Consider the following 12,842-nt stretch of genomic DNA (forward strand, 5'->3'; position numbering starts at 1 on the left):
TCCGGGGCCTTCCCCGCCTCACGACGCGGACAGGGGCTGCGCCATGGCGCGGTCGCGGGCGTAGCGCACCAGATCGGCCTTCAGCGCCGCCACCTCCGGGGCGTTGGCCCAGACCTTCACGTTCATCTCCCAGGCGCCGTCGGCGAAGCCCGTGGGCGTCACCACCGGGGCGGGCGCGACGAGCGCGTGGGGGTTGGCCGCCAGATAGGCTTCGATCTCCTGCGCGGCCTGATCGGCGTCCCGGTCCGCGGGGGCGCTGAACGTGGTCTCCACGCGCCGCGTGGGATAGCGCGACAGGTTGGTCATGGCCGCGCCCCAGACCTGCGCGTTCGGGATCAGCACCTGCACGTTGTCGCCGCTCGCGAGTTCGGTGAAGAACAGGTTCAGGTCGCGCACCGCGCCGCTTTTGTTCGCCACCTCGATCTGGTCGCCGAGCTTGAACGGGCGGAACAGCAGCAGCATCACCCCCGCCGCCATGTTGGACAGCGTGCCCTGCAGCGCGAGGCCGATGGCGAGCGAGGCGGCGCCCAGCACGGCGATCAGGCTGGTGGCCTGGATGCCGATCAATTGCAGGATCGCCACCAGCACCACCGCCAGGATCGCGTAATGGACGAGGCTCGCCAGGAACGAGGCCACCGTCGGGTCCATGCGCTTCGAGGCCGAGAGCGCCCGGTGCAGTCCGCGCTCCACCAGGCCCGCGACCCAGAAGCCCGCCACCGCCAGCACGATCGCGCCCAGCACGTTGACGCCGTAGACCACCACGAGATTGGTGAGGAAGGTGAAGTCGACGGGGATGTGGGGCATGGGCGGCTCCGGTTCGGCGCGCCGCCGCGCCTGATCCTGGCGCAGGGCCCGCTGTTGTCGGTGGATGACGAGCGACCTAGCGCGTCGGGGCGTCGCCGCAACCCGTCCGCCCGCTTGCGTCCCGCCGCAGCCTTGGGCAATGTCGCCAGTCCTTACGCGGCGCCGCCGCATGCCTTCCGGATCGTCCGCGCCGCCCGCGCTGCGGCGGCGGCCGGTCCCATCATGACGTCAAAGCGGGGACTGACCCTCATGCGCGCGACCCTCGAGCGGGCGGCTCTTCTCAAGGCGCTGTCCCATGTCCACCGTGTGGTGGAGCGGCGGAACACCATACCGATCCTCGCGAACGTGCTGCTGAAGGCCGGCGACGGCGGCCTCAGGCTGCAGGCGACCGATCTCGACATCGAGATGGTGGAGACGGTGGCGGCCGAGGTGGCCCAGCCCGGCGCCACCACCGTGCCCGCCCACACCTTCTACGACATCGTGCGCAAGCTGCCGGACGGCGCGCAGGTGTCGCTGGAGGTGGGCGGCGAGCGCGGCACGCTGGTGATCCGCGCCGGGCGTTCGCGCTTCACGCTGCAGACCCTGCCGGACAGCGACTTCCCCGATCTGGCGCCGGGCGAACTGCCCACCCGCTTCGCGGTCGGCGCGGCGGAGTTCAAGCGCCTGATCGACAAGACCCAGTTCGCGATCTCCACCGAGGAGACGCGCTACTACCTCAACGGCATCTATTTCCACACCGTGGACGTGGGCGGCGCCTCGCTGCTGCGGGCGGTCGCCACCGACGGTCACCGCCTCGCCCGGGTCGAGACCCCGGCCCCTCCCGGCGCCGACGGCATGCCGGGCGTGATCGTGCCCCGCAAGACGGTGGCCGAGATCCAGCGCCTGATCGACGACCCGGAGGGCGAGGTCCAGGTGGAGCTGTCGCCCACCAAGATCCGGGTGTCCTTCGGCCCGGTGGTGCTGACCTCCAAGCTGATCGACGGCACCTTCCCGGACTACGGCCGCGTCATCCCGTCCGGCAACGACAAGCGCCTGACCGTGGACCGCCTGGAGTTCAAGAGCGCGGTGGACCGCGTCTCCACCATCTCGTCCGAGCGCGGCCGGGCGGTGAAGCTCTCGCTCGCCGACCGCAAGCTGGTGCTGACCGTGACCAACCCGGACAGCGGCAACGCCACCGAGGAGATCGAGGTGGATTATGACGCCGATCCGCTCGATATCGGCTTCAACTCCCGCTACCTGCTCGACATCGCCGACCAGCTCGACGGCGACACCGCGCTGATCCGCCTCGCCGATCCCGGCTCGCCCACCCTCGTTCAGGACCGCGACGACGCCCCGGCGCTCTACGTGCTGATGCCGATGCGGGTGTGAGGATCGGGGCAGCGCCGAAAACGTCGCCCTCCTGTCCGGGCTCGTCGGTCCGGACAGGGCCAAAGGCCATTTGAGACCGGCCCGATGACCCGGCCCCGCCGCGCCGCCGTCACCCGGCTGCGCCTGACCAGCTTCCGCTCCTACGCTGCGCTGGATCTCGCCTGCGGCGAGGGCTCGGTCGCGCTGGTGGGGCCGAACGGCGCCGGCAAGACCAACATTCTCGAGGCGATTTCCATGCTGGCGCCCGGCCGCGGCCTGCGCCGGGCGCCGCAGGCGGAGCTGGCGCGGGTCGATCGCGCCGGCGCCGGCGACGGCTCCTGGGCCATCGCCGCGGAGGTTTCGGGCGAGGACGGGCTCGCCCGGCTCGGCACCGGCGTCGAGCCGGGGAGCGAAGGACGCGGCCGGGCCTGCCGCGTCGACGGCGCGCCCGTCTCCGGCGCGGGCGCCTTCGCCGACCATCTGCGCCTCGTCTGGCTCACCCCCGACCTCGACGGCCTGTTCCGCGGCCCGGCCGGCGACCGCCGTCGGTTCCTCGACCGGCTGGTGCTGGCGGTGGACCCCGGCCACGGCGCGCGGGCCTCGGGGCTCGAAAAGGCGCTCCGCTCCCGCAACCGCCTGCTGGAGGAGGGCCGCGACGCCCGCTGGCTCGACGCGGTGGAGCGGGAGCTGGCGGAGCTGGCGGTCGCGGTGGCGGCGGCGCGGGCGGAGACGCTCGGTCATCTTGCGCGCCTCATCGCCGAGACCGCCGATCCGGCCTCGCCGTTTCCCGCAGCCGACGCCGCGCTGGACGGGACGCTGGAGGCGGAGCTTGCGCTTCAGCCCGCGACCGTGGTGGAGGACGCCTATCGCGACCGCCTCGCCCGCGCCCGTCCCCGCGACCGCGCCGCGGGGCGCACGCTGGAGGGCCCGCATCTGAGCGACCTTCTGGTGCGCCACGCCGCCAAGGCCATGCCGGCGGAGAAATGCTCCACCGGCGAGCAGAAGGCGCTGCTGGTCGGCCTCGTGCTGGCCCATGCGCGCCTCGTGACGCGGCTCGACGGCCGCGCTCCCGTGGCGCTGCTGGACGAGGTGGCGGCCCATCTCGATCCCGCCCGGCGCGAGGCGCTGTTCTCGGCGCTGGACGCGCTCGGCGCGCAGGTCTGGCTCACCGGCGCCGACCCGGCCGCCTTCGCCGGCGTCGGCGCCCGCGCCACGGTGTTTGAGGTGGCGGACGGCGTCGTCCGTCGCGCCGACGGCCCATGACCGGCGCGCCGCTCGGCCACCCCCAGCATTACGCCGGCTGGCTCGGCGGCGCGCACGCCCGCGCCCGCTCAGCGCTGGCGCGGCTGCATCCGTGGCTGGCGGAGTTCCTGATCTTCGGCTTCAAGCAGGCCTGGGCGGCGCTGTTCGGCGGCGCGATGCTGGCGCTGCTGATCGTCACGAAGCTCGTCTGGCAGGCCGACTGGCCGCTGGCGCGCTACGATTTCCTGACCCTCGCCGCGCTTGGCCTGCAGGCTCTGCTGCTGGCGACCCGGCTGGAGAGCTGGCGCGAGGCGCGCGTCATCCTGCTGTTCCATCTGGTCGGAACCGGCATGGAGCTGTTCAAGACGCAGGTCGGCTCCTGGAGCTATCCCGAACCGAGCCTGCTGCGCATCGGCGGCGTGCCGCTGTTCTCCGGCTTCATGTACGCGGCGGTGGGCAGCTACATGGCCCGCGTCACCCGCATCTTCGACCTGCGCTACGTCCACGCGCCGCCGAACGCATGGGTGCTGGCGCTCGGCCTCGCGACCTACGTCAATTTCTTCAGCCACCACTACCTGCCGGACGCCCGGCCGCTGCTGTTCCTCTGCGCCGCCCTGATCTGGCGGCGGACGCGCATCGTCTTCACCGTGGACGCGGCGCCGCGCTGGATGCCGCTGCTGCTGGCGGCGGCGCTGACCGCCTTCTTCATCTGGATCGCGGAGAACGTGGGCACGGCCACCGGCGCCTGGCTCTACCCGACCCAGCGGGTCTGGCACGTGGTGTCGTTCGGCAAGTTCGGCGCCTGGTTCCTGCTGATCGTGCTCAGCTTCGCGCTGGTCTCGCTGGTCCATCCGCCCCGCCCGCCGGATGCGGCGGAGCGCTGAGGCGGCGGCCTCGAAGCCCTCAGTTTCCAGATGGTGGAAAGCGTCGGCGCGGACCGCGAAATCCGCCGCTTAAGCTCGCTTTCGCCATGGTTTTTGGCTAGAAACAGCGATCCGCGCCCGGTTGATTCCGGGCGCCCGCTGCTGCCGCTCGCCTGAGCCTTCGCCGGCCCCGCCGCCGTCTTTCGCGCGGCCGGGCCCACCGCGAGGAGACCTGACCATGACCGACACTTCCGCAAACGGCGGCGCCGAGGACTACGGCGCCGACTCCATCCGCGTGCTCAAGGGGCTCGACGCGGTGCGCAAGCGGCCGGGCATGTACATCGGCGACACCGACGACGGCTCCGGCCTGCACCACATGGTCTACGAGGTGGTGGACAACGCCATCGACGAGGCGCTGGCCGGCTGGGCCGACCTCGTCACCGTGACGCTGAACCCGGACGGCTCCTGCACCGTGACCGACAACGGCCGCGGCATTCCGGTCGGCATCCACACGGAGGAGGGGGTCTCGGCGGCGGAGGTCATCATGACCCAGCTCCACGCCGGCGGTAAGTTCGACCAGAACTCCTACAAGGTTTCGGGCGGCCTGCACGGCGTCGGCGTGTCGGTGGTGAACGCGCTCTCGGTGAAGCTGTCTCTGCGCATCTGGCGCGACGACAAGGCGCACGAGATGTCCTTCACCCACGGCGTGGCGGACGCCCCTCTCGCCGTCACCGGCGCGGCCGGGGGCAAGCGCGGCACCGAGGTGACCTTCATGCCCCACACCGGCGACGCCGAGAGCAAGGCCACCTTCACCGGCGTGATCGAGTTCGACTACGCCACGCTGGAGCATCGCCTGCGCGAACTCGCCTTCCTGAACTCCGGCGTGCGCATCGTGCTGACCGACGCCCGCGGCGTGGAGCCGAAGCGGGAGGAGCTGTTCTACGAGGGCGGCGTCGAGGCCTTCGTGCGCTATCTCGACCGCGCCAAGCAGCCGCTGATCCAGAACCCGGTGGTGCTCAGGGCGGAGAAGGACGGCATCGGCGTCGAGGTGGCGCTGTGGTGGAACGACAGCTACCACGAGAACGTGCTGTGCTTCACCAACAACATCCCCCAGCGGGACGGCGGCACCCATCTCGCCGGCCTGCGCGCCGCGCTGACGCGGCAGGTGAACGGCTACGCCGAGTCGTCCGGCGTGCTGAAGAAGGAGAAGGTCTCGCTCACCGGCGACGACGCCCGCGAGGGCCTGACCTGCGTGCTCTCCGTCAAGGTGCCGGACCCCAAGTTCTCGTCCCAGACCAAGGACAAGCTGGTGTCGTCCGAGGTGCGGCCGGCGGTGGAGAACCTGGTCAACGAGGCGCTGGGCGTCTGGTTCGAGGAGCACCCGAACGAAGGCCGGACCATCGTGCAGAAGGTGGCCGAGGCCGCGGCCGCGCGTGAGGCCGCCCGCAAGGCGCGGGAGCTCACCCGCCGCAAGGGCGCGCTCGACATCGCCTCGCTGCCGGGCAAGCTCGCCGACTGCCAGGAGCGCGATCCGGCCAAGTCCGAACTGTTCCTGGTCGAGGGCGACTCCGCCGGCGGCTCCGCCAAGCAGGGCCGCGACCGCGCCTTTCAGGCGGTGCTCCCCCTGCGCGGCAAGATCCTGAACGTGGAGCGGGCGCGCTTCGACAAGATGCTGTCCAGCCAGGAGATCGGCACGCTGATCACCGCGCTCGGCACCGGCATCGGGCGCGAGGAGTTCAACGTCGACAAGCTGCGCTACCACAAGATCATCATCATGACGGACGCCGACGTGGACGGCAGCCACATCCGCACGCTGCTGCTGACGTTCTTCTTCCGCCAGATGCCGGAGCTGCTGGAGCGCGGGCACATCTACATCGCCCAGCCGCCGCTCTACAAGGTGACGCGCGGCCGTTCCGAGCAGTACCTCAAGGACGAGCGCGCGCTCGAAGACTATCTGATCGGGACCGGGCTCGACGGCGTGTCGCTGAAGCTCGCGGACGGCGAGGTGCGCTCGGGCGTGGACCTGCGGGCGGTGGTGGACGAGGCGCGCCAGATCCGCGCGCTGCTCGGCGGCCTGCATTCCCGCTACCGGCGCGGTGTGGTGGAGCAGGCGGCGATCGCCGGCGCGCTCGGCGCCGACATCCTGAACAATCCGGACGAAGCGCAGGGCATGGCGGACGACGTCGCCCGCCGCCTCGACGCGCTGGCGGAGGAGACCGAGCGCGGCTGGACCGGGACCGCGAGCGAGGAGGGCTTCACCTTCGCCCGCACCGTGCGCGGCGTGCGCGAGGCGGCGACCATCGACGCGGCGCTGATCGCCACCGCCGACGCCCGCCGCCTCGACGAGCACGCGCAGACCCTGCGGGCGATCTACGGCGCGACGCCGCACCTGCTGCGCAAGGACGACGCCACGCCGGTCCACGGCCCCTCCGCGCTGGTGGAGGGCGTGCTCGCCGCCGGGCGCAAGGGCCTGACGCTGCAGCGCTACAAGGGGCTCGGCGAGATGAACCCGGACCAGCTCTGGGAGACCACGCTCGACATCAACGTGCGCTCGCTGCTGCAGGTGAAGGTGAAGGAGGTCGACGAGGCCGACGACATCTTCACCAAGCTCATGGGCGACGTGGTGGAGCCGCGCCGCGAGTTCATCCAGGACAACGCTCTCACCGTCGCCAATCTCGACGTGTGATTGTCGAATTTCAAAATAAATGAGTCTATGCCGGATAAACTGAGTCTACGTGAACGGAGAAAAGCGTCAACATATTTCACCGTTCACGCGAGCGGGGTCGTCGGAAATAGTTAATTTCTGGTGAGTTGGAAAGAAGAACCTCCTGAGACCTTCTCGCCCTTATAGGGGGCGGCCTCAGGAGGCGTCATTATTTAGATATTCAGATTTCCGGAGTCATTTCCCTGACTTCGGCCAATCAATCCCGGCATAGATCAGGCGTCGACTTATAGATGACTTGTGATAACGGGTTCCAAATTTGTCATTAATATTTTTGGTGAGCGATGCGATCGTGATTCCCTGTTCTCCATTTCTAATTCTGTGTATCAATCGCGTAGCATATGCTTCAAATTCATCTCTTTGCTCGGGACTTAAAAGGCTTTTTGTAGACGTTACTCTTGTCGAATTTACAGAGAGGCCGTTCTTCCGATAATTTGGAAGCCAGACCTTCATGATTGTAGCGATTGCGACACTATAACGTTCGGAAACTTCGTGCACTGTTAACCCAGATAACAGATCCGAGATAGCACGAAGACTTCGTTTTCTTGTTTCAAAGTGGGTCTTATCTGCCGCCGCTTGTAACTCAGCAGCAGTGCTGTCGGTCGGAATCTGTAGATATCTGATCCATGCCACCTTGCCAGCGGCCGCTTGCTCGGAAACGTGGGCGATCTCTTTTGAGATACGCGAGATCGTATCTTCTACATCTCTTCGCACGAACACGAGTGGGATGTCCCACTTCGTATACTGAATTTCGTGGACGCCCTCCGCGTTGAGCCATGCCTTAATTGCTTTAGGCGTCATGGCGAATATTTCGGAAAGTTCAGTGGAAAGAACGTAGTCGCGTTTGAAATTGGCGATCGCCTCGCGGCTGACGAGGTATTTGAAGCCGCCGATCGTTTCGACGGTGGTCTCGATATGCCCGTGCTTTGCCAGATGATTTGCCGGTGTCGGTTTGATCCCCATGTCAGTGCAGGCTTCCGTGAGCGGGCGGACATCCGCGTCGACCGCCTGGCTGTTGAGGAGGGCCATCACCTCCGCCTTATCGATTTCCCATCGGTTCCCGATCGCTTCGACGTCCTCCTTCACACCGGAGATACGAAGCCGGCCGCTGAGAAGATGGTTGACCACATCGATCCACACTTCGGCTGTCCCGCCGGCCTGGGCCAAAGCGACCCGAAGTTCGCTTGCTCGCCCGGCCGTCCCGCGGGGCATAGCTTCAATCCGGGCGCGCAACTCGCGCCACCTCTTACGGTTCACCAGCATATCTGGCGTCTGATAGAGCGTGGACGCTCGGTCTGACGCGATCAAAAGGAAGCCGGCGTCGACAAACTTTCTGAGCAGCTTCTGGGAGATCTTCTCCTGAAGCGCGAGCTCGGTGAGGGAGACGATTTCCGTCTGCTCCTGCCTCAGCGCTTCCACCGCTGATCGTTGGAAAACCAATGCTTTTCCCGAAGTGCCGCCGGTGAGAACGATCTCGGGATAAACCTTGAGGCGAGCGACACGCTGCACCGTCGCGCCCAATACCTCGGCTGCTTCCTGCGCCGACATGGTGGATCGGGCCCACCGCAGGAGCACGCTGGGGTACGAGGTGTTTTTCAACCGATCGAGATGCCGGTCGTAATAATCGTGGAGCGCTGCCGAAACCAGCGCGCACACCGCCGGATCGGTGATCTCATGATCCGTTAGATCTGCGAGAATCCCCAGCTCGATGCCTAGAGGATCCCGTCCTTTGACAGGCTTGGCCTGATCCCGAACGTTGTCGATGACGGCTTCGAAGGAGTGCGGCCATCCGTAGAGGATCTTCATGCCGGTCGTGAGCAGACCGATGTCGGTCTGTTTGGTGTGACCGTGCATGATCTGTTTGCGAAGCGCTCCCGACTGAACAGGCATCGCGGCGAGGCCGAGCATAAGAGCGAAATGGAGAATTTCGCCTGGGGCGATTTTCGCAAGAGCTTCCGGAAGCCCAAGGCGGGCTGGCTCGGCCAGTGCCGGAACGCCGGAAAGGAGATGCGCCAGCGGCACGAGATAGGTCGCATCCTCGGCGCTTACCCGACTTGTCAGCGCGTTGCGAAGATCAAAACCGCACTGCGTGCAATGGGTGATGGAAGATCCGCCCCAGCGAAGCGGGCGGCCGCAATCGGGGTCCGGGCAGTTTTCGACGAGAAGCTCAAGTGACTCAGGGCAAAAGCCGAGTGGAACGATGTCCCACACGGATCGATGATAGGGGTCTTTTCGAAGAGACTGGGGTGAGATGGCCCGACGGGTCGTTGATAGAAACCGATCTCGGATGACGACGCCTCCGACCGAACGGAGGTTCCGCTCTTCGGATTCCTTGCCGGCGTCGAGGTACATTCGGCCCTCAATCTCCAGCAGCGGCAAGCCGCAGAGTTCGGCGAAGTCCTTCGCTGCATCCACGTAACGCGCTGGCGAGGCGACAGCGAAATATGGCAGCCCGACCGGGCCGCACAGAGCCGTCAGGCTGTCGTGCCCGGACGCCTGCAGGAGCCTCGTCAGAACGCTGACGAGGCTTTCGCCGGGCTTAGGGACGACGCGGTCCGGCGCTGTGCGCTCGCCGATGACGAACATGAAGGGCTGAGGAGCTTCGGCGGACGACGCGTTCGAGGTGCACGGATCAATCAAGGGAGTCTTCCCACGGCTCCGGCCACACTTGCTCGGGCAGAGGAGGCCTAGACGCCGAGAAGGGGTTCGTCTTCGCCGCCTCCGAATAACGCCAAAGGCGGTCGAACCCCGTCGCGAAGGATTCGAGATCGAGGCGCTCTCCATCGCTGTTGAGGAGCGAATCGACGGCGGCTGTCTGGATCAGCTTCGCAGTGGCGCCGGGGTAGCCGAGGGAGGCGGCATGGATACGCCTTGCCAGATCCGATTTATGCAGGTCGCTGACGGCGAAACCGGCATGCTCGCGAAGCTGCTGATCAAAGTGGGCCAGATACGCTCGATAGCGCTTCCAGTCCTCGGGATCTTCGCTTTCGCGTTTGTAGGGGAGGATCTCGAAATGGAAGTCGTTGCGGCCGACCAGATGGCCGTTCGCTTCGTAGATGCGCCTGGATCGGGTCGTTCCGACCAGCAGGAAGCTGCACTCGCCCTGGCTGTCGTTGATGAGGCCCTGGATCCAGTCCGCGACCTTATAAGACACTTTGCCGCGATCTCGTTCGACCAGGCGCTGCATTTCATCGAAGATCAGCAGGCGCGTTCCGCGTTTCCGCAGGCCTTTGGTGATCTGCAATCGCTTGTAGTCGCCGTCACCGCGGTCCGGATTGATGTCCCTGAGCCGCTCCAGCGCCGCGCGGCCCAGGGTTTTGGGGGTCGCTGAGCTCGGCACTTCCACATAGACGATGGGCATCTGATCGGAAGTCGATGAAGCCTCTGGCTCGAACGCCGCCCTGAACGTGTTGACGATCGTCGTCTTGCCGCCGCGGGTCGGAGCGGTCAAAGAAGCGCAGGATGACTCGGCGCCGCCGGTGGCGCTTCGCATGAACAGCCGGATCTTGCTGACAAGGTCGGACGTGCGATCGGTGTTGATGCGGATCGCCTTCACCGCCTGAATTCGTTGGGCGTGCAGGTCGGCCAGATGATCGAAATCTGCGCCTTTGAGAACATTTTCAAGCATTGCTACGCGTTACCTGTTTTGCGGACATCGGGGTTAAGGCCATCAGAGACGCAGCGTCGTCGTCGTCGTCGACCTCGGTCACTTGCGGCTCTTCGGTCAGCAACGGGAGCTCCGGCTGTACGACGGTCGCGATGACCGTCTTGACCTTCGTTCTGCGGTTTGCCTGATTTTTCTTCGGGCGAGAGATTTTGTTCGGCTCGTCGATCACGGGCGCTTCCTCAGCAGCCGCTTGGGCCATCGCCTCGTTTACGGTCACGTCGACCGAGATCATGCGGTTCGTGCTCACCGCGCCATTTCGCGGCTGGCCGCGCGCCGGCTTCGTCGTGACGATGATGCTGCCGGTTTCACCCAGACGCTGGAAGCGAGCGTCGATCGTCTTGGCGGCGCCGGCTTTGATCGCCTGAACTGTTTCAGCGATCAGCTCGGACCGCGTCAGCATGAGATCCCTGAAGTTTTTGGATCTCCGGTCCCGATCGCGGTTTTGCTGTTGAATGATTTTGTGCTGCCAGAGCGAAAGACCCTTGGCGTAATCCTTCTGATCGCATACGAGCGGGAGGTATTCGCCCGTAGTCTTGAGCAAAACCTGCATCTCGCTCAGGTCGGCGGGATCGAACCTGAAGTCGACGTCGATCCGGGACTTCTTTGTCCCGGCGAACATGCGGCGGATGGTGTCATCGCTGCGGAAGGTGAGGTTCTGAAAACGGATACCGTTCCGATCCAGAACCGCGGTTCCGTGCCGCGAGAGAATGGACTTCAGCACTCCAATCCGCTCGGGCATGTCGATGCGCCGCTTCGCCGTTCCTTCGATCCAACGGCGTTCCGGCGTCGTCCCGATCATGCGGTGGCGGCTTTTGCAGTAGTCCCCGAGCAGCCACTTCAGGAACAGAAGCTGGAACTTGGCGAAGGACATCCGCATGGTGTTTTGCGGATTGATCTCCAGATCCCTGAGCAGCTTCGGATTGCCGTAGGTCGTTCCCGGCAGTCGGTGCATGAAGCGCTTGTTCATCGTGCCGAAGAAGCGCTCGATGATGCCCTTGTGCTTGGGGGTCTTGACCGGCGACGTCTCGAGTTCGATCGCGAGTTCCGCGCATGCCCTGGGGAGCGAGATGCCGACGACCTCCTTCGCGTTGTCGGCGACCAGCTTCATCGGAGTGCCCATGGCGAGCCATTCATGCTCAAGGCCCGGCGCCTGCTTAAGGAGCTCGGCCTTCGGGGCGATGGCTTGACGAAGGCACATCATCACCGAGTAGACGCTCGGCGGCTCGAAGCCGATGTAGAACCCGAGCGGATACCGGGAGTAGGCGTCGATCGCCATGGTGAGCCAGGGCCGGCCTCCGCATGGGAGGGCCGAGGTCTCGTCGAACAGCATCCATCCGTCGAGCTTGGTGTGATCGATGAGGACGCGTTCGAGCGGATAGGTCGCTTCCGGCGCGACCCTGAGCGGCTTGAGTTCGAGATCAGCGGCTCGAGAACCGTGCCTCGCACGGATGGTGCGGTAATAGTCGCAGTCACGGATCCGCCGGAAAACCGTCGACCGCACCGGGTGCGGCAGCAGCAGCTGCTCCAGAGTCCTGTCGGACGGGTCGGCGGTTTCGATCAGTTCGCGGTTGCGCTTTTCGACGGCGCCGAACGCGGCTTCATAGACGGCTGTCGCCGGCAGCAGCGCTCTGTTCAGATACACGCTTCGGATCGCGTTCTGGATGATCTCTTCGACCGCATCGTCGATTCCACGAGTCCGCCCCTTTTTCTCGTCGTAGGAGCGCATCGCCTTGAGAGGCCGTCTGCCTGGAACGCCGCGTTCGCGGAGCCAGGTCAGAAGGGTTTTCCAGTTGGGTTTCTTGACGTGCCCTTTCTCAGCGGCGACCTCATCGATCAAGGCGGTGAGACAGGCTTCGTTCTTGAGAAGGCCCGGGCGCGCGTCGAAGGCGACGCAATAGGCGTGTCGCCACTCGGCCTTGGTCGTCGCCTCGGGAGGAAGGGACTCCAACGCGCGATCCGCGACGTCGCTATGCGCAATCGGCAACCGCTTCCAGTCTTTGACGCTCAACCGGTCGGACGCGTAGAGCGAGACGAAGTCGTCGTCGCTCAGGACCTTAATGCGGCCGTTTTCGGCGTCTTCGAACACCATGCGACCGTCGTCGAGCAGGCGCGAGAAGGAATACTCGCGCTCGTTGATCGTCACGCTGCCGCCGCGCGTGATCCGGAGGTTGAACTCGGTCATTAGCGCAAGCTCTCG

Annotated in this window: 8 protein-coding genes; 4 read left to right on the forward strand and 4 right to left on the reverse strand. The window is 65.9% G+C overall.

The annotated features are described in order from the left end of the window. Positions 1 to 18 precede the first annotated feature (18 nt). Positions 19 to 804, reverse strand: a complete 786-nt coding sequence (locus PKE85_RS14370) for a mechanosensitive ion channel family protein (protein WP_271205454.1) — start codon at positions 802 to 804, stop codon at positions 19 to 21. A 249-nt stretch (positions 805 to 1,053) separates the two neighbouring features. Between PKE85_RS14370 and dnaN the strand changes: the two genes are divergently transcribed. From dnaN to gyrB, 4 genes are all read left to right on the forward strand, one after another. Further along, on the forward strand, positions 1,054 to 2,172 hold the full coding sequence (dnaN, locus tag PKE85_RS14375; RefSeq protein ID WP_271205455.1) for a DNA polymerase III subunit beta: 1,119 nt from the start codon (positions 1,054 to 1,056) through the stop codon (positions 2,170 to 2,172). Between the two features lie 84 nt (positions 2,173 to 2,256). Further along, positions 2,257 to 3,414, forward strand: a complete 1,158-nt coding sequence (gene recF / locus PKE85_RS14380) for a DNA replication/repair protein RecF (protein ID WP_271205456.1) — start codon at positions 2,257 to 2,259, stop codon at positions 3,412 to 3,414. Further along, on the forward strand, positions 3,411 to 4,277 hold the full coding sequence (locus PKE85_RS14385) for a DUF817 domain-containing protein (RefSeq protein WP_271205457.1): 867 nt from the start codon (positions 3,411 to 3,413) through the stop codon (positions 4,275 to 4,277). Before recF ends, PKE85_RS14385 begins: the two co-directional genes overlap by 4 nt. Positions 4,278 to 4,494: 217 nt before the next feature. Then, complete coding sequence (gene gyrB / locus PKE85_RS14390) at positions 4,495 to 6,942, forward strand: DNA topoisomerase (ATP-hydrolyzing) subunit B (RefSeq protein ID WP_271205458.1); 2,448 nt, start codon at positions 4,495 to 4,497, stop codon at positions 6,940 to 6,942. 213 nt (positions 6,943 to 7,155) lie between these two features. Here the strand turns inward: gyrB and PKE85_RS14395 are convergent, their stop codons facing one another. From PKE85_RS14395 to PKE85_RS14405, 3 genes are read right to left on the reverse strand one after another with little or no spacing between them, the layout of a single operon-like run. Next, positions 7,156 to 9,564 (reverse strand): TniQ family protein, encoded by a 2,409-nt coding sequence (locus PKE85_RS14395; protein ID WP_271205459.1) that lies wholly within the window; start codon positions 9,562 to 9,564, stop codon positions 7,156 to 7,158. Between the two features lie 46 nt (positions 9,565 to 9,610). Next, on the reverse strand, positions 9,611 to 10,606 hold the full coding sequence (locus PKE85_RS14400) for a TniB family NTP-binding protein (RefSeq protein ID WP_271205460.1): 996 nt from the start codon (positions 10,604 to 10,606) through the stop codon (positions 9,611 to 9,613). Then, positions 10,599 to 12,827 (reverse strand): Mu transposase C-terminal domain-containing protein, encoded by a 2,229-nt coding sequence (locus PKE85_RS14405; RefSeq protein ID WP_271205461.1) that lies wholly within the window; start codon positions 12,825 to 12,827, stop codon positions 10,599 to 10,601. Before PKE85_RS14405 ends, PKE85_RS14400 begins: the two co-directional genes overlap by 8 nt. Positions 12,828 to 12,842 lie beyond the last annotated feature (15 nt).

It is taken from the genome of Methylopila jiangsuensis, assembly GCF_027922305.1.
Lineage (GTDB): Bacteria > Pseudomonadota > Alphaproteobacteria > Rhizobiales > Methylopilaceae > Methylopila > Methylopila jiangsuensis.

Coding starts and splice junctions, on each gene's coding strand:
- PKE85_RS14370 (WP_271205454.1), bottom strand. CDS start 804: ATGCCCCACATCCCCGTCGACTTCACCTTCCTCACCAATCTCGTGGTG.
- recF (WP_271205456.1), top strand. CDS start 2,257: ATGACCCGGCCCCGCCGCGCCGCCGTCACCCGGCTGCGCCTGACCAGC.
- PKE85_RS14395 (WP_271205459.1), bottom strand. CDS start 9,564: ATGTTCGTCATCGGCGAGCGCACAGCGCCGGACCGCGTCGTCCCTAAG.
- PKE85_RS14405 (WP_271205461.1), bottom strand. CDS start 12,827: ATGACCGAGTTCAACCTCCGGATCACGCGCGGCGGCAGCGTGACGATC.
- PKE85_RS14400 (WP_271205460.1), bottom strand. CDS start 10,606: ATGCTTGAAAATGTTCTCAAAGGCGCAGATTTCGATCATCTGGCCGAC.
- gyrB (WP_271205458.1), top strand. CDS start 4,495: ATGACCGACACTTCCGCAAACGGCGGCGCCGAGGACTACGGCGCCGAC.
- dnaN (WP_271205455.1), top strand. CDS start 1,054: ATGCGCGCGACCCTCGAGCGGGCGGCTCTTCTCAAGGCGCTGTCCCAT.
- PKE85_RS14385 (WP_271205457.1), top strand. CDS start 3,411: ATGACCGGCGCGCCGCTCGGCCACCCCCAGCATTACGCCGGCTGGCTC.